19 protein-coding genes are annotated in these 15599 nt (G+C 51.3%); 14 read left to right on the top strand and 5 right to left on the bottom strand.

The window, feature by feature from the left end; all coding sequences use genetic code 11:
* The first annotated feature begins 6 nt into the window (after positions 1-6).
* Complete coding sequence (locus tag AC4IFB_RS03190; protein WP_490779366.1) at positions 7-858, top strand: PfkB family carbohydrate kinase; 852 nt, start codon at positions 7-9, stop codon at positions 856-858.
* 60 nt (positions 859-918) lie between these two features.
* Positions 919-1260 carry a Rieske (2Fe-2S) protein gene (locus AC4IFB_RS03185; protein WP_490775503.1) on the top strand — a complete coding sequence of 114 codons (342 nt, stop codon included), beginning with the start codon at positions 919-921 and terminating at the stop codon, positions 1258-1260.
* Between the two features lie 621 nt (positions 1261-1881).
* Here AC4IFB_RS03185 and AC4IFB_RS03180 read toward each other — a convergent pair.
* From AC4IFB_RS03180 to AC4IFB_RS03170, 3 genes are all read right to left on the bottom strand, one after another.
* Complete coding sequence (locus tag AC4IFB_RS03180; RefSeq protein WP_490779365.1) at positions 1882-2091, bottom strand: hypothetical protein; 210 nt, start codon at positions 2089-2091, stop codon at positions 1882-1884.
* Between the two features lie 553 nt (positions 2092-2644).
* On the bottom strand, positions 2645-2938 hold the full coding sequence (locus tag AC4IFB_RS03175) for a DUF6763 family protein (RefSeq protein ID WP_490775505.1): 294 nt from the start codon (positions 2936-2938) through the stop codon (positions 2645-2647).
* Between the two features lie 188 nt (positions 2939-3126).
* Positions 3127-4167: an NADP(H)-dependent aldo-keto reductase gene (locus AC4IFB_RS03170; protein ID WP_490775506.1), complete on the bottom strand. Its 1041-nt coding sequence runs from the start codon at positions 4165-4167 to the stop codon at positions 3127-3129.
* Between the two features lie 83 nt (positions 4168-4250).
* On the opposite strand from AC4IFB_RS03170, the gene AC4IFB_RS03165 reads away from it, so the two are divergent.
* From AC4IFB_RS03165 to AC4IFB_RS03150, 4 genes are all read left to right on the top strand, one after another.
* Entirely contained in the window at positions 4251-4916 is a 666-nt protein-coding gene (locus tag AC4IFB_RS03165) for an energy-coupling factor ABC transporter permease (RefSeq protein ID WP_490775507.1), read from the top strand.
* A gap of 128 nt (positions 4917-5044) precedes the next feature.
* A complete protein-coding gene (gene djlA, locus AC4IFB_RS03160; protein WP_490775508.1) occupies positions 5045-5854 on the top strand; it encodes a co-chaperone DjlA in 810 nt (269 codons plus the stop codon).
* Between the two features lie 60 nt (positions 5855-5914).
* The gene (locus AC4IFB_RS03155; protein ID WP_490775509.1) at positions 5915-6145 is read left to right on the top strand and encodes a DUF350 domain-containing protein; all 231 of its coding nucleotides are present in this window, start codon (positions 5915-5917) and stop codon (positions 6143-6145) included.
* 8 nt (positions 6146-6153) lie between these two features.
* Positions 6154-6711, top strand: coding sequence for a transglycosylase SLT domain-containing protein (locus AC4IFB_RS03150; RefSeq protein WP_490775510.1), 558 nt, complete (start codon positions 6154-6156; stop codon positions 6709-6711).
* Here the strand turns inward: AC4IFB_RS03150 and AC4IFB_RS03145 are convergent.
* Positions 6708-7523 carry an alpha/beta fold hydrolase gene (locus tag AC4IFB_RS03145; protein ID WP_490775511.1) on the bottom strand — a complete coding sequence of 272 codons (816 nt, stop codon included), beginning with the start codon at positions 7521-7523 and terminating at the stop codon, positions 6708-6710. The genes AC4IFB_RS03150 and AC4IFB_RS03145 overlap by 4 nt on opposite strands.
* 207 nt (positions 7524-7730) lie before the next feature.
* Here AC4IFB_RS03145 and rpe point away from each other — a divergent pair, with 207 nt between their 5' ends.
* The 8 genes from rpe to AC4IFB_RS03105 all read left to right on the top strand — a co-directional run bounded on the left by rpe (position 7731) and on the right by AC4IFB_RS03105 (position 14748).
* On the top strand, positions 7731-8423 hold the full coding sequence (gene rpe / locus AC4IFB_RS03140; RefSeq protein WP_490775512.1) for a ribulose-phosphate 3-epimerase: 693 nt from the start codon (positions 7731-7733) through the stop codon (positions 8421-8423).
* 75 nt (positions 8424-8498) lie between these two features.
* Positions 8499-9176 (top strand): phosphoglycolate phosphatase, encoded by a 678-nt coding sequence (locus tag AC4IFB_RS03135; RefSeq protein WP_490779364.1) that lies wholly within the window; start codon positions 8499-8501, stop codon positions 9174-9176.
* Positions 9177-9341: 165 nt separating this feature from the next.
* On the top strand, positions 9342-10838 hold the full coding sequence (gene trpE, locus AC4IFB_RS03130; RefSeq protein WP_490779363.1) for an anthranilate synthase component I: 1497 nt from the start codon (positions 9342-9344) through the stop codon (positions 10836-10838).
* 247 nt (positions 10839-11085) lie between these two features.
* Positions 11086-11667: an anthranilate synthase component II gene (locus AC4IFB_RS03125; RefSeq protein ID WP_490779362.1), complete on the top strand. Its 582-nt coding sequence runs from the start codon at positions 11086-11088 to the stop codon at positions 11665-11667.
* Between the two features lie 125 nt (positions 11668-11792).
* The gene (gene trpD / locus AC4IFB_RS03120; RefSeq protein ID WP_490775516.1) at positions 11793-12815 is read left to right on the top strand and encodes an anthranilate phosphoribosyltransferase; all 1023 of its coding nucleotides are present in this window, start codon (positions 11793-11795) and stop codon (positions 12813-12815) included.
* Positions 12816-12817: 2 nt separating this feature from the next.
* Complete coding sequence (gene trpC / locus AC4IFB_RS03115) at positions 12818-13615, top strand: indole-3-glycerol phosphate synthase TrpC (RefSeq protein WP_490779361.1); 798 nt, start codon at positions 12818-12820, stop codon at positions 13613-13615.
* Between the two features lie 141 nt (positions 13616-13756).
* Entirely contained in the window at positions 13757-14176 is a 420-nt protein-coding gene (locus AC4IFB_RS03110) for a VOC family protein (RefSeq protein ID WP_490775518.1), read from the top strand.
* Complete coding sequence (locus AC4IFB_RS03105; protein WP_490779360.1) at positions 14173-14748, top strand: DNA-3-methyladenine glycosylase I; 576 nt, start codon at positions 14173-14175, stop codon at positions 14746-14748. Before AC4IFB_RS03110 ends, AC4IFB_RS03105 begins: the two co-directional genes overlap by 4 nt.
* 186 nt (positions 14749-14934) lie before the next feature.
* On the opposite strand, the gene crp is transcribed toward AC4IFB_RS03105, so the two are convergent.
* The gene (gene crp, locus AC4IFB_RS03100; protein ID WP_490775520.1) at positions 14935-15588 is read right to left on the bottom strand and encodes a cAMP-activated global transcriptional regulator CRP; all 654 of its coding nucleotides are present in this window, start codon (positions 15586-15588) and stop codon (positions 14935-14937) included.
* Between the last annotated feature and the right edge of the window lie 11 nt (positions 15589-15599).

Below are 15599 nucleotides of genomic sequence, written 5' to 3'. Positions count from 1 at the left end.
TCTCCGATGCATATTCTGGCAATTGGTGTCGCAACCCTGGATATCGTCAATCGGGTAGATGTTTTTCCAGAAGAAGATCAAGAGATACGAGCCACAGCACAACAGCTTCGACGAGGCGGGAACGCCTGTAACACACTCACTGTCTTGAGTCGCCTTGGGCACCGCTGTAGTTGGGCCGGTATGCTGGCAGATGATGAGCAGAGTAAGTTCATTAAGGAAGCGCTGATTGCTTCCGCTATAGATACCCGCTGGGCCTCTGTAGAGACTGGCAGTGTAACCCCAACCTCCTACATTATTTCCAGTCAGGCAACGGGATCCCGTACCATAGTTCACTATCGAAATCTTCCTGAGTATAACGAAAGTCACTTCTCCAAAGTTGAATTAAGCGCTTTTGATTGGCTCCATTTTGAAGGGCGCAACCCTCAGGCTACGCTGGCGATGCTAAAGCGAGTAAGAGAGCTGGGAACGGATGCTCGTGTTTCAATTGAACTTGAAAAGCCACGGGATGATTTGGAACAGTGTTTGAGCTATGCCGATGTGGTTATGGTTTCTAGAGCCTATGCACTCGCAAAGGGTTTGGACAGTGCACAAAAGCTGTTTGATTATATAGCCTCCTTTACTACTCGGTCGCTCTGTTTTCTTGCCTGGGGGGAGGAGGGTGGCTGGTTTCACACTGGTAATAACAGTGCCCGGTTTTTGCCAGCCTTCAAGCCGCCGAAGGTAATAGATACTCTAGGGGCTGGTGATGTCTTCAATGCCGGTTTGATACACGGGCTCTATCATTGGGATGATCCGATGGAGGCGCTGAGGTATGCGATTCAGGCTGCGGGAGAGAAGTGTGGTAGAGAAGGGCTATAGGGCAACTTGTGAAAGCTTCAGGAGGTTTCAGGCCTGGCCCAGAAGCAGCAGAGAAATAGCATGTCATCGTGGCAAGTGATTTGTGATTTAGATGGGTTCAGTGACCCAGGGAGCCGAGGTTTTACCATTGAGTTTAATAACGAGGTTCTGGAAATCCTTGTGGTACGTAAAGCATCCCGGGTCTATGCCTACCGCAATCATTGTCCACATACTGGGATTAATCTTGAGTGGCAACCCGACCAGTTTCTTGATTTGAGCAATAACTACATTCAGTGCGCAACCCATGGTGCCCTGTTTCGTATTGAAGACGGTATTTGTCTGCGAGGTCCCTGCGCTGGTGATGCACTTCAATCGATACCTGCAAGGATAGATAGCGGACAGGTTTTGATTGAACTGGGGTAGCCTGAAAAAGTTCAGGTAATTCGATACAGAGGCGCAGTAAAAAAACTCCGGAATAAATTCAAGGGTAGGGTGCGGCCCTGCCGCACCATCTCCAACTGAAACGATAACCACCGGATGAACCGGTTTACAGATGTTGCTGGTAGTGATCCAAGTAACTGGGTTTTTTGCGGTTCCATAACCTGGATGGTGGGGCATGGCCCCACCCTACGCAGAGGGCGAGGTTGTTTTTACAGTTTACGGTGGGGCATGGTCCCACTCTACGTCTTAACATGGCTTTTGGAGCACCCTTTGGTGTCCCGTTTTGAGACGAGGGGTAAGCGCAAAAAACGAAAGCTGCGGAATAAACTCGAGGGTAGGGTGCGGCCCTGCCGCACCATCTCCAACTGAAACGATAACCACCGGATGAACCGGTTTGCAGATGTTGCTGGTAGTGATCCAAGTAACTGGATTTTTGCGGTTCCATAACCTGGATGGTGGGGCATGGCCCCACCCTACGTAGAGGGCGAGGGTATTTTTACAATTTACAGTGGCAGTTTGAGGTCTGCAATGAAATTTCAGCAGCTAGAAAAAAGCCGGGCCTGAGGCCCGGCTTGTGAGTCACGAAGTCTCTGCCTTAACCTGTTAGCTCATCTTCTCGAGAAAGGCATTTAGGTCTGCCAGGACCAGCTCAGGTGGTAAAGCTCTCTTCGTGGACGATTCTGAGATTACGGGCTGCAGACCCAATTCAAGCTCGGTTGCATATTCTGCGTTAGGTGCGTTTTGATGCACAGACGCCTCTTCGAGACCGGTTTCAGTAATCTGGCCAGTACTCATATCGTAGACTGTTTTCATCTTACACCTCCTGTATCTTACTTGAATCAGGGCCGCTGTTACTTTTAATAACGGCCCTGGGTTGGCAAACTTTAGTGACGTCAGATCAGGTTCAATCGAATTGTTCCCGCTTTGTTATTAAGTGTTACGTCCAAAAGTCTTGCTTAGATCCACTTTGCCTAAGCTGCACTCCCTATTCAACTGCGTGATATCTAAGGTAATAAAAGTACCGCCCATAACAAGAGCCGGCCTGCAGCTATATCTAAATGTCGGAGCAGGACGACTATCACCCGCACTTCCTCAGCCTTAGTTGATATCGAATGCAAGTTTACACACTGGGTAGGGTGGGGCCATGCCCCACCAATAGGGTTGATATTAGCGGTTAATCAGTGGGTGTAATGAAGAGGCGAGAGGTGGCTTTATACTGTTTCCACCTTATGCCGTGGGAGCGACCCCATCGTACAGTGCGAGAAGGGATGCAATAACCGCTGTTAGCCAGATCAGCAACCAGAAAAGGCACGCTTAAAAGAGACGTCCGTTTAACTAGGGCCAATTCGAATAGAGTAAACAGGCCCTAATCCTTATCTTCCAGGTTATCGAATGGATTGGCATGATTGTCACCGGCAGGCTGATCAAGATCTACCCCGTAATCATCTTTGCTGAGATCGTAGGAGCCCGCCCAATCCTCAGGTGGCGCTATCGGTTTCACCTCAAGTTCCTCAAGGTCGTCCAGATCATACTCTTCTACCGTGCCATCATAGAACTGGACTTCAATAACCCCCTCATCCAAGTCGTGAGCAACAACTTCAAATTGGTCTCCGTTGACTGTTTTAAACCATGAGCCAATGCGGATTACAGGTCTATTCATGATTGATCTTCTCTACTTTTCAGTGTCTTCGTGTTGGCGGACGATATTGGATCTCTCCCTGTAGATCCATAACAATTTGACGAGAAATAATAGTGGTTGGAAAAACAAGCTTATGACCATGACTGTAGCCCATTTTTAAGCTGGATCATATGCTTTCGTTCTAGAATCCGGTGAGTTGTTGCGGTGGGTCAAGGGCTTGGATTTGGATGCTGAAAATGGATCTTTTCAATGCCATCCAATAGCTCCTTATTCAACACGGTGTCGATACTTGCAAGATTCTTTTCCAACTGTTGTTGGGTGGTGGCACCGATGATTGTGCTGGTCACAAAGGGGCGGCTGGTCACATAGGCAAGTGCCATCTGTCCCGGATCCAAATCATGCTCTCTGGCCAGCTGAACATACTGTTCGGTTGCAGCAGCAGCTTGTGGGTTTGTGTATCGGGTAAAACGGTCGAACAGGGTCAGGCGGGCGTTGGCTGGCATCCTGCCACCCAGATATTTACCAGAGAGGACACCGAATGCCATCGGTGAGTAGGCCAACAGACCACAGCGCTCTCGGTGAGCGATTTCCGCCAGGCCGATCTCGAATGTGCGATTCAGCAAGCTGTAGGGATTCTGTATGGAAACCACTCTAGGCAGGTTGTGTTGCTTGGCAATCTGCAGGTAGCGCATGAGCCCCCAAGGGGTCTCATTGGAGACACCGATATGGCGGATTTTTCCTGCTTTTTTCAGATCCCCTAAAACTTCCAGGGTCTCTTCGATTGGGGTGGCCTCCTCATGTTCAGGGTGTTGATAACCCAGTGGGCCGAAGTAGTTGGTCTTGCGATCCGGCCAGTGCAGCTGATAGATGTCAATGTAATCTGTCTGCAGACGTTGCAGACTCTGGTTCAATGCGGCTTCGATGTTGCTTCTGTCGAGGTGCAGATTGCCGTCCCTCAGGTAGTTGAGCCAGTCTGCGGGACCGGCGACTTTGGTGGCGAGTACCAGTTGGTCCCGTCGTCCACGTTGGGCAAGCCAATTGCCGACATGACGCTCGGTTTCGCCCTGTGTTTTCGCTTTGGGCGGAACCGGATACATCTCTGCTGTGTCGATAAGATTAATACCGGCGTCAATGGCCCGGTCTAACTGAGCATGGGCTTCAGCCTCACTGTTCTGTTCGCCAAAGGTCATGGTACCCAGACTGAGGGCACTGACTTTGAGATTGCTGTCACCGAGGGAACGGTAAATCATAGGGCTCTCCCATATTATCTGGTGTGTTCTGTCATCAGCGCTCAGCATAGCTAATTATTGCGCCGAGGAAAGGAAGAAAATCGATGGAATTGGATGGTGATCTATTCTCCGGAAACCTGCTACTTGGAATGGCAGGGTTGTTTGTGGCAAGTTTTCTGATCGCCTTACGGCTGGCTTATTGGCGTCGACTTACAGAAAAAAATCAATTTCACGTCTTTTTTGGTGCTGTTGTGGCTTTGATCGTGCTATGGCATATGCGTGGCCAGATTCAGGCTGGTCTCTCCTTTCATCTGCTCGGTGTCACGGTCATAACCCTGATGTTTGGCTGGTCTATGGCGATTATTATCGCCTCTCTTGCTCTCTTCGCGGTGACTCTGAACGCTGGATCTGGATGGGAAGGCTTTGTGGTCAGTTTCCTGACAGTTGCACTGGCGCCAATTACCCTGTCGCAGATCTCTCTGGTGTTGCTACGCACATGGTTACCAAAACAGTTTTTTGTCTATGTCTTGGGTAATGGTTTTTTTACTGCCTGGCTCGTTGGCTACGTAAGCGGCTATCTGGCTATGATGTTACTGGTGCTGAGCGGAGCCTATACCCTGGCTGAATTACAGGTCACGGTGATGCCGTTTTTTCCATTGATGTTTTTCCCTGAGGCATTGATCAATGGCTGGGTCATCACCATGATGGTGGTGTTTTTTCCTGCCTGGGTCTACTCATTCAGTGACGAACAATATCTACACGGCAAATAGATTATCCAGTACAAGCTGAGGTATAGTTTTCTGATTGCCCGATCGTGGGCGTATCAAAACAACCTGCATGATTGTCTGAAGATGATTTCATATGGTGGGTTCGAATGCTAATTTAGTGAGGTAACTCCTTGAGCTGGTGGGGAAAACTGGTAGGTGGTGCATTTGGTTTTATGCTCGGCGGCCCATTGGGTGCCGTGTTGGGTGCGGCTTTAGGGCATCGTTTCGATAAAGGCTTGAAAGCGCTTCCCGGCGATAGTGCCAGTTGGGGACCAGGGGATCAGGAGCGGGTTCAGACTGCTTTTTTTACCGCGACTTTTTCGGTATTAGGACATCTGGCCAAGGCTGATGGACGGGTCTCTCAGGATGAGATCAGACTGGCTGAGAACCTGATGAGCCAAATGTCGCTCTCCAGTGAGATGCGGCAGACCGCCATTCATCTGTTCAGTGAAGGTAAATCAGATCAGTTTCCTCTGGATGATGTGGTGATCCAGTTTCGCCAGGAGTGTCATCGTCGCCAGACCCTGATCCAGATGTTTCTGGAAATTCAGATCCAGGCAGCCTATGCGGACGGTCAAATGGACCGGCAAGAGGAGGTGCTGCTACTCCACATCTGCGAACTGCTGAATGTCCCTGAATTCACCTTTCGGCGGCTTGTGCGCATGGTCCAGGCTCAATCCCACTATGGCGGCACAGGCAGCCAACCTCCCCCCAGGTCGCAAGGGGTCTCACTGGAGGATGCCTACGCGATCCTTAATGTTTCCGCCGATGCGCCCGATAAAGAGGTAAAGCGAGCCTATAGACGCCTGATGAGCCAGCACCATCCTGACAAGCTGGTCTCCAAAGGACTGCCCGAAGAGATGATGAAGATGGCAGCCCAAAAGACCGATGAGATAAAGAAGGCCTACGAACGCATCAAAGAAGCCCGCTCCATGGGCTGATCTTGCAGCACCATTGGTTTGTCTTACTCTGTTACTCAATCAGTCCCTGGGAGGGGAGAAATGACCGATAGCCTAGACCCCATCCTGCTCAATTTTGTCTACGTGATCATTGGCGGGGCGCTGACGATCTTCTTTATGTGGTTTGGCTGCAAGGTCTTCAGCCATATCGTCAATTTCAGTATTCCCGATGAGTTACAGAAGGGGAATATTGCAGTTGGGATCATGATCATGGGGATATTCGTCGGCATAGGCACAGCCCTGGGCCTGGTGATCGGGCTCGGTCTGAATTAGTCAGCCCTATGCCTTTGCGTAGTTTTCTGTTACTGCTATTACTACCCGGATTGGTAGTTGCAGGCCCTTTCAAAAATGTCAAAGATGATCACTGGAGTGATCGTTACGATGACTATTTTCGAAAATATACCAAGCACTACTTTGGTCCTCATATCGATTGGCACTGGTTCAAGGCGCAGGGGATAGCAGAATCCGGGCTCAGGCCGGGTGCCTCGAGTCCGGCTGGGGCCAAAGGGATTATGCAGATCCTGCCGGGCACCTATGCGGAGATCAAGGAGGACAACCCCCACTTTACCCACATAGACGAACCCCGCTGGAATATCGCAGCAGGGGTCTACTATGACCGCATGCTCTATCGTAAGTGGAAAAAAGGTTTGCCAACAGAGGAGCGTCTGGCCTTTGCTCTGGCCAGTTACAATGCAGGTTATGGCAATGTTTTACGAGCCTACCGAAAAGCTAAAAAAACTGAAGGCGAGGTAAAAAACTGGATCCAGGTGGAGTCCCATGCGCCAGGAGAGACTCGCCACTATGTGCGTCGGATCAAAAAGTTGATGAGAGAAGATTAGCGCTCACCTGTGGCGTCGCTCGTTGATCGCTTCAGCCAGGCATGGATGCGGTGCGATAAGCTGCTCTGTAATCCTGTGAAAAAGTGGTTGGCACCATTCACCTTCTCCTGTCGATAATCCTCTCGGCCATTCATAGAAGCGATTTGGCGTCGTTTTGCCGCACTCTCCCTGACGGCTGTCAGGTCACGGCTGCCAAACAGATCCAATAGAGGTATCTGTAGTTGTGCGATTGCCTGGGCTGCTGGTGTTGATTCGTCCTCTGTGTCGATACTCAGGCCAATTGCGGCGATAGCCTTGATCCGCTGATTGGGTTGTTTGGCTGCGTGGTGCAGTGCCATGGTGGCACCCAAGCCGTGGCCTACCAGAACCAGTGTGGGTTGCTGTTGTGGATCTAAATAGTCGATGGCTGCCTGGATGCGGGGGGATGCTTTTTCCAACAGACTCTGGGTAGTACGAGGATCGGGACGGGATTCTGTAGCAGGCAGTTGCAGGCTGAGGGTATTCCAGCCCTGTTCTGATAGATGTTGCCGAAGAGGTTGAATGACCTCTATCCAGTCGGCATGGGTGCCGGCGTCATGCAGAATCAGAGCACCACCAAGGCTCAGCTTGGCGCTGCTGGGTTCGTAGATGGCCAGAAAACGGCCCTCATTTGCCTCCAGCCAGACGGCTTTACCTGACAGACTGGGATTATCGAGTGCCTCTGAAATACGCCGTTCCAGACTCAGATTGGCTGCCTGAATTGAGAATGCTGCGAAGATGGCAAGCAGTATCAGAGATAACTTTGTCGGTATAGATAGGCAATGTTTTGGCATCTTGAGACTCCTGGCCGATCGAACATATTAACCCAGCGTCCAGATAGAATAGTAGTTCGGTGTGAATACCCCTCTTATGGGATAGCTGAAAATAGCATCGCTTTGAGTTAAAGTGGCCATCCTTTTGAAAACCGAGGCGTGAAAATGGGTTTGCGCCAAGCCTCCAGCCAGGCCAGGCATGGGGATCACACAGTAGGAGATAACAACATGGCTCGTCAGTCCGATAAGATCGCACCTTCCATTCTGTCTGCGGATTTTGCCAAACTTGGAGAGGAAGTGGACAACGTTCTCGCTTCAGGCGCCGAGATTGTCCATTTTGATGTCATGGATAACCATTACGTGCCCAACCTGACCATCGGACCATTGGTCTGTGAGGCACTGCGCAAACATGGCGTTACCGCTGATATCGATGTACACATGATGGTCAAGCCAGTGGATAGAATCATTCCAGATTTCGCCAAAGCGGGGGCAACCTATATTACCTTTCATCCTGAAGCCTCTGAACATATCGATCGCAGCTTGCAGCTGATCCGCTCTGAAGGATGCAAATCCGGCCTGGTTTTCAATCCTGCAACACCCTTGAGTCACCTGGACTATGTACTCGACAAGGTCGATATGATCCTGCTGATGTCAGTCAACCCGGGTTTCGGTGGGCAGAGCTTCATTCCAGCGACCCTGGACAAACTTCGTGCATGCCGCAAGCTGATCGATGACTCTGGACTGGATATTCGTCTGGAGATCGATGGTGGCGTCAAGGTCGACAATATTGCGGAGATAAAGGCGGCAGGGGCAGACACATTCGTTTCCGGTTCAGGTATCTTCGGTTTTCCTGGAGAGAGTGATGCCAACCGTTATGACACCATCGTCGGCAAGATGAAGGCAGAGATGGCAAAGGTTTAATTCGTTAATCTGTGGGTGCGGCAATGCCGCACCATGCAGAGTCGAAATTCAAGTGCTTGTTAGAGAGATTTTGGCATGATCAAGAAACCTGAAATGATCCTCATAGATGTGGACGGTACCCTGGTTGATAGTGTGCCCGATCTGGCTTATTGCGTTGATGAGATGATGAAACGGCTCGGCCGACCCGTGCATGGCGAAGAGCGCGTTCGCGACTGGGTCGGCAATGGCGTGGAGCGACTGGTTCGCCGTGCATTGATCGGTCAGTTGGATGGTGAGCCGGATGAAGCGGACTTTGTCGAGGCATACCCAATTTTTCTGGAACTCTATGCGCTAAACACCAGTCAGCGTTCGATGCTCTATCCAGGAATTCGTGAGGGTCTCGACTATTTGAAACGCCAGGGCTACAGACTGGGATGTGTGACCAACAAGGCGGCTCAATTTACCCTTCCCCTGTTAAAGGATCTGGGAATACATGATGATTTCGAGATCATTATCGCCGGTGATACCCTGCCAAAGAAAAAGCCCGACCCATTGCCCTTGCTGCATGCCGCAGAGAATCTGGGTATAGATCCTTCAGCTTCAATGATGGTGGGAGATTCCCAAAGCGATGTAAAAGCGGCCAGGGCGGCCAACTTCCAGATTGTCTGTATGAGCTACGGTTATAATCACGGTGAGGATATCCGCAACTATGATCCTGATGCAGTGATTGATTCATTGACCGAGATCCAGGGAATTCTTGAAAACGCTGCTTGAGCTAAGGTGCCGTTTTCTAGTAAGGTTATCGCAAGTTTTTTACCTAATTGAAGATAGTGATGATCCTGCTTTCACGCAATGAGACCTTGATGAATGGTGCACGATGGCGTTGGTGACTGCCAACTCTAGCTCAACCGTTTTATCGTCTTTTGTGTGGAGAGGAAAATGACCCCCCAAGAATTCGCAGCCCTGGAGCAACAGGGCTACAACCGCATACCTGTTGTCTGTGAGGTCCTTGCTGATCTCGATACCCCCCTCAGCGTCTATATGAAGTTGGCCAATGCGCCCTACTCCTATCTGTTCGAATCTGTACAAGGGGGCGAGAAGTGGGGTCGCTATTCGATCATTGGCCTGCCCTGTCGCACCCATGTCAGGGTTTTCGGGCAAAAGGTCGAAGTGGTCAGTGATGATGAGGTGGTTGAGTCTCATCAGGTGGAGGATCCGCTGGCCTGGATCGAAGATTTTCAACAACGCTACCAGGTTGCAGAGATTGAAGGGCTGCCGAGATTCAACGGTGGCCTGGTTGGATATTTCGGTTACGACATCATTCGCTATATTGAGCCCAAGCTGGCGAAATGTCCCAATCCTGATCTGTTGGAAAACCCGGATATTCTGCTGATGGTCTCAGATGAGGTGGTTGTATTCGATAACCTCACCGGCCGCCTCTATGTCATTGTGCATGTTGATCCCTCTCAAGGGGGAACACTGGATACGGCACAGCAAAGGACCTGTGAACTGATACAGGAGATGCGTCAGCCAATTCCCAAGATAGGTAAGGGGAGTTCGAGACAGGTCAATGAATCCGATTTTGTCTCGGGATTTACCGAACAGGGTTATAAGCAGGCAGTCGAACGTAGCAAACAATATATTCTTGATGGCGACTGCATGCAGGTAGTGGTCTCCCAGCGACTCTCTATTCCCTTCGAAGCACCTCCGTTGGATCTCTATCGTGCACTGCGAGGCTTGAACCCGTCACCCTATATGTACTACCTCAATCTGAAGGAGTTTCATATTGTTGGTTCTTCACCTGAAATTCTGACCCGCCTGGAAGATGGCGAGGTGACGGTAAGGCCGATTGCGGGTACCCGCAGACGTGGCTACAGCGAGGAAGAGGACAAGGCGCTGGAGGAGGAGCTGCTGGCAGATCCCAAGGAGCTTGCAGAGCACCTGATGTTGATCGATCTGGGTCGCAACGATACCGGCAGGGTGGCTAAGATTGGCACTGTTACTTTGACCGACAAGATGATTGTGGAGCGATACTCCCATGTGATGCATATCGTATCCAACGTCACTGGCGCCATTCGCGACGAGATGAGTGCTATCGACCTGCTGCGTGCCACATTTCCAGCGGGTACGGTGAGTGGCGCACCAAAAATCAGAGCCATGGAGATCATCGACGAACTGGAGCCGGTGAAGCGGGGCGTCTATTCAGGGGCCGTGGGATATATCTCATGGAATGGCAACATGGATACCGCTATCGCTATTCGTACAGCTGTCATTAAAGACAAGACGCTACATATCCAGGCTGGCGCGGGAATAGTAGCCGACTCGGTACCTGAACTGGAGTGGAAAGAGACGATGAACAAAGGTCGTGCCGTATTTCGGGCTGTTGCTCTGGCAGAGGCGGGGCTTGATCGCCATGCCTGTGATGAGGAGGTCTAGCCCGCATTTCTCACAGGGCGGACCCTCTAAACGAGAACAATGCTGATAGTTGAATGGTTACTGTAATTGAAGGTATGGAGATGAAACCTCACTTTGTCCTATTTGGTTTTTGGAACAGTCCGGCCGAGCATCTTGAACGATCGGTCTTGAGCTATAGGCACGGCTATACTTCTGCGACCGATCGTCCAACCTGCTTCGACCGGGTTGCCCCAAAAATCCAAATCCCTGAAAGAAATGCGAGCTAGTCATGCTATTGATGATCGACAATTATGACTCCTTCACCTACAACCTGGTTCAGTATCTGGGTGAACTGGGTGTCGAGGTCAAGGTGGTTCGGAATGATGAGATCGAAGTGAAGGATGTGGGTGCCCTGTGTCCTGACCATATCGTTATCTCACCCGGACCCTGCACCCCGAATGAAGCGGGAATCTCAGTTGAGGTTATTCAGACTTACGCTGGAAAGATTCCGATTCTTGGTGTCTGTCTGGGCCACCAATCCATTGGCCAGGCATTCGGTGGCGATATCATACATGCCAGGCAAGTCATGCATGGTAAGACCTCACCGATCCACCATCGGGATACTGGGGTCTTCCATGACCTTGAAAACCCCTTTCAGGCAACTCGCTACCACTCTCTGGTTGTTGACAAAGAGAGTTTGCCGGAGTGTCTTGAGATCACCGCATGGACTGAGCTGGAGGATGGCTCTATGGATGAGATCATGGGGGTCAGGCACAAAACCCTGGCGATACAGGGCGTGCAGTTCCATCCTGAATCGATCCTTACCCGGCATGGCCATGATTTACTGAAGAACTTTGTCGACGGGGTGTAGAGTGCGGTACTGCCGCAGCAAAGGTTCTGCCATTGATTGCGAATGTTGGTGCGGCAGGGCCGCACCCTACTTCTGATATAAACTGTATAAGACTTATAACAATAAGTTCAACAGGGGGGGAGCACGTGGAAATGCAACAAGCCATCAATAAGATTCTGGCCCGCCAGGATCTGACCGGTGAAGAGATGACAGCGGTGATGCAGACCATCATGACTGGCGGTGCCACCGCAGCACAGATCGGCGGATTTCTTATCGGACTGCGGATGAAAGGGGAGACGGTTGCCGAGATCGCTGCTGCAGCATCGGTGATGCGTGAACTGGCATCCGGTGTGTCGATTGGTGATTTAACTCATCCGGTGGATATCGTGGGTACCGGTGGCGACTCTTCAGGCACCTTCAATGTCTCTACCGCCTGTATGTTTGTTGCCGCAGCGGCTGGCTGCCATGTCGCCAAACATGGTAATCGATCTGTCTCTTCCAAATCGGGTAGTGCTGATGCCCTGGAGGCGGCTGGTGTGCGACTGGATCTGACTCCACAACAGGTCGAGCAGTGTGTACGTGAGGTTGGGGTTGGTTTTATGTTTGCTCCCGGTCATCACAACGCGATGAAACATGCCATCGGTCCTCGCAAAGAGATGGGTGTTCGAACCATCTTCAATGTATTGGGGCCGTTGACCAACCCCGCTGGTGTTCCCAACCTGCTTTTGGGGGTCTTTAGCGATGAGCTGCTTGAACCACTGGCCGAAGTTTTACAAAGATTGGGCAGTCGTCATGTGATGGTGGTGCACTCCCGGGATGGTCTCGATGAGATCAGTATTGGCGACGCAACTGATGTGGCGGAGTTGAAAGATGGCCAGATCAGGCGTTTCACCATTCAACCCGAGGATTTCGGGGTCACCCGTAATCCCCTCGAGACGATTCAGGTCAATGATGCGACTGAGAGTCTCGCAACCATTCGAGGTGTACTCGAGGATAAACCAGGGCCAGCTCGGGATATTGTCATGATCAATGCCGGTGCTGCGATTTATAGTTCGGGTATCGCCAGCAGCCTCAAACAAGGGATTGAAAAAGCCGATGCGGCTATCACCAGCGGTGAGGCGAGGAGCAGGCTCGACAGGTTAGTGGTTTTGACCCAGAGTTTTGAGTGATTATGAGTGATACCCCAGATATCCTGAAAAAGATTGTTCGGCGTAAACTTGAAGAGATTGCCGCTCGAGTCGATGTCTGCAGCCTGGAGTCCCTCAAGGAGCAGCTCTGCCACAGCTCAGAGCCACGAGGTTTTGCCGATGCCATAGCTGGCAAGATCGACGCGGGCCAGGCCGGCGTGATTGCTGAAATCAAAAAGGCCTCCCCAAGTAAGGGGGTGTTGAGAGAGGATTTCAGGCCTGCTGAGATCGCCAGCAGCTATCAAAAGGGTGGTGCGGCCTGTCTTTCGGTATTGACCGATATCGATTTTTTTCAGGGGAGTGATGAGTATCTGCAACAGGCAAGAGCTGCCTGTCAGCTGCCGGTGATACGCAAGGACTTCATCATCGATCCCTACCAGGTCTATGAGGCCCGTGCCATTGATGCCGATTGCATATTGTTGATCGTGGCCTGCCTGAATGACCAGCAGCTCAACTCACTGAACGACCTCGCCCATGAGCTGGGTATGGATGTGCTAATTGAGGTGCATGATGAGGCGGAGCTGAAGCGAGCTCTGGCAGTCGACAACCGGCTGATCGGCATCAACAATAGAAACCTGCGCAGTTTCGAGGTCACTCTCGATACAACCCTGGGTCTTCTTCAGCAGATACCTTCAGAGAGAATCGTGGTGACCGAAAGCGGCATACTGGATCGTGAAGATGTCACCCGCATGCGCAGCCACCAGGTCAATGCCTTTCTCGTAGGCGAAGCCTTTATGAGGGCCGAAGACCCTGGAGCGAGATTAAATACACTCTTTTCCTGATCAGTGTTGAGGATGATGTTGGCTAGTATGACGCACCACACTAGTGGATCGGATCACCATGCAATTTCACTGCTGACACCCCGTTGTCAGTAGGCAGAGCATAGACTCCTATTGAGAAATCAAACTCAAGGAGAAATTACTGTGCAGCCAAGAATTAATTTAATCACGCTAGGCGTGACTGACCTCTCACTATCCATTCAGTTCTATGAGAAATTGGGTCTGCCACGCTACGATTTCGAGAGTGATGCAGTGGCATTTTTCGAACTACAGGGAAGCTGGCTTGGCCTCTATCCCAAATCAGCATTGGAAGAGGATATGGGCTTCTCTCTAGGTAAAGCTGAGCAGAGCCCGATAACTCTGGCCCATAATCTAGCTGACAAGGCTGGCGTCGACCGGGTTATGGCGGAAGCAGCATCTGCAGGGGCAAAAGTGATAAAACCGGCCCAGGATACATTTTGGGGAGGCTATTCTGGCTACTTTAGAGATCCGGACGGTTTTTGCTGGGAGGTGGCCCATGTACCGCAATTCTGGATTGGGCCAAAGGAGAGCGAAAAACAATGAAATCGGAACCCTGTCCCTGGTGCCTGGGACATGATGAGTATATCCAATACCATGATCAGGAGTGGGGGGTACCCTCCCGTGACCCGCAACATCTGTTTGAAATGCTGATTCTGGAAGGGGCGCAGGCGGGACTCTCATGGTTGACTATATTACGCAAGCGGGATGGCTATAGACGCGCCTTCGATGGCTTCAATGCGACGAAGATTGCCGCATATGGTGAGGAGGATGTTGCCAGGTTACTTGGGGACTCGGGGATTGTACGTAACCGGCTTAAGGTCAATGCGACGATCGGTAATGCCCGGGCCTTCCTTGAGCTGGAGGCTGGTGAGGGGTTCGCAGAGTATCTATGGTCTTTTGTGGAGGGAGAGCCAGTGCAGAACAGTTGGCGCAAGCTTGAGCAGGTGCCAGCCAGCACCTCGACCTCTGATGCTCTGAGCAAGGAACTGAAACGCAAGGGGTTCCGTTTTGTCGGCACCACGATCTGTTACGCTTTCATGCAATCGGTGGGAATGGTCAATGACCATTTGACCAACTGCCCCCGTTACCAGAAGGTGTTGGAGATGGGGGGATGATAACCCCTGCCACCTTCCTTTCAGGAGGGTGGAGATAGCTGCCAGGCTTGCTGCAATGAACGGACACTTGGCATAACGGTGATATAAGCTGAGGCTATGAAGCTGCCAACTCAATGGGGTCGGTAGAGATTCTCTCTTGAGCCTGAAAGGTGCGGCTGGGCCGCACCCTACGCGATTGGAGAGCGGTCAGCGGGTGCCAAACACCACGATGGTTTTACCCTTAACGCTGATCAGACCCTGCTCCTCAAGGTTTTTCAGTACTCTGCCTGCCATCTCCCTGGAACAGCCTACGATGCGTCCGATCTCCTGTCTGGTGATGCGGATCTGCATGCCGTCCGGATGGGTCATCGCGTCAGGTTCCTTACACAGATCAAGCAGGGTGCGGGCAATACGCCCTGTGACATCAAAAAAGGCCAGATGTCCTACCTTGTTGCTTGTCTGGTTAAGACGCTGGGATAACTGAGCCCCCATGGCGTAGAGAATATCCTTGGAGAAGTCCTTCAGGTCATGGGTGAAGAGCTGTTCCAGGCGTTGATAGCTTATTTCTGCAATCTGGCAGGAGGCACGAGTACGCACCATAACACTGCGTTTCGGCTCGGGGACGAAGAGACCCATCTCTCCCACGAACTGGCCTTTATTCAGGTAGGTAAGGATGATTTCCCGACCATCTTCATCTTCGATGTAGACAGCCACCGAGCCTTCCGTGATGTAGTAGAGTATATCTGCCGGGTCGCCAATATGTATGATCTCGGTGTTTTTTGGGTAGCGTCGGCGATGACAAAATGACAGGAATCGTTGTAGATATTCTGGTTCCTGCGGTGGCGGTTGTATGATCGTCATGATCTTCGGAC

Source organism: Candidatus Thiodiazotropha sp. AKIB8 (genome assembly GCF_058244675.1).
This window is presented reverse-complemented; position numbering and strand designations above follow the sequence as displayed.

What these genes read in the sequence shown, in the direction of transcription:
- AC4IFB_RS03145 (WP_490775511.1), bottom strand. Translation starts at nt 7,523, where the DNA reads ATGCCAAAACATTGCCTATCTATACCGACAAAGTTATCTCTGATACTG.
- AC4IFB_RS03170 (WP_490775506.1), bottom strand. Translation starts at nt 4,167, where the DNA reads ATGATTTACCGTTCCCTCGGTGACAGCAATCTCAAAGTCAGTGCCCTC.
- AC4IFB_RS03175 (WP_490775505.1), bottom strand. Translation starts at nt 2,938, where the DNA reads ATGAATAGACCTGTAATCCGCATTGGCTCATGGTTTAAAACAGTCAAC.
- AC4IFB_RS03165 (WP_490775507.1), top strand. Translation starts at nt 4,251, where the DNA reads ATGGAATTGGATGGTGATCTATTCTCCGGAAACCTGCTACTTGGAATG.
- AC4IFB_RS03180 (WP_490779365.1), bottom strand. Translation starts at nt 2,091, where the DNA reads ATGAAAACAGTCTACGATATGAGTACTGGCCAGATTACTGAAACCGGT.
- AC4IFB_RS03185 (WP_490775503.1), top strand. Translation starts at nt 919, where the DNA reads ATGTCATCGTGGCAAGTGATTTGTGATTTAGATGGGTTCAGTGACCCA.
- AC4IFB_RS03125 (WP_490779362.1), top strand. Translation starts at nt 11,086, where the DNA reads ATGCTATTGATGATCGACAATTATGACTCCTTCACCTACAACCTGGTT.
- AC4IFB_RS03135 (WP_490779364.1), top strand. Translation starts at nt 8,499, where the DNA reads ATGATCAAGAAACCTGAAATGATCCTCATAGATGTGGACGGTACCCTG.
- trpC (WP_490779361.1), top strand. Translation starts at nt 12,818, where the DNA reads ATGAGTGATACCCCAGATATCCTGAAAAAGATTGTTCGGCGTAAACTT.
- trpE (WP_490779363.1), top strand. Translation starts at nt 9,342, where the DNA reads ATGACCCCCCAAGAATTCGCAGCCCTGGAGCAACAGGGCTACAACCGC.
- AC4IFB_RS03150 (WP_490775510.1), top strand. Translation starts at nt 6,154, where the DNA reads ATGCCTTTGCGTAGTTTTCTGTTACTGCTATTACTACCCGGATTGGTA.
- rpe (WP_490775512.1), top strand. Translation starts at nt 7,731, where the DNA reads ATGGCTCGTCAGTCCGATAAGATCGCACCTTCCATTCTGTCTGCGGAT.
- AC4IFB_RS03155 (WP_490775509.1), top strand. Translation starts at nt 5,915, where the DNA reads ATGACCGATAGCCTAGACCCCATCCTGCTCAATTTTGTCTACGTGATC.
- AC4IFB_RS03105 (WP_490779360.1), top strand. Translation starts at nt 14,173, where the DNA reads ATGAAATCGGAACCCTGTCCCTGGTGCCTGGGACATGATGAGTATATC.
- AC4IFB_RS03190 (WP_490779366.1), top strand. Translation starts at nt 7, where the DNA reads ATGCATATTCTGGCAATTGGTGTCGCAACCCTGGATATCGTCAATCGG.
- crp (WP_490775520.1), bottom strand. Translation starts at nt 15,588, where the DNA reads ATGACGATCATACAACCGCCACCGCAGGAACCAGAATATCTACAACGA.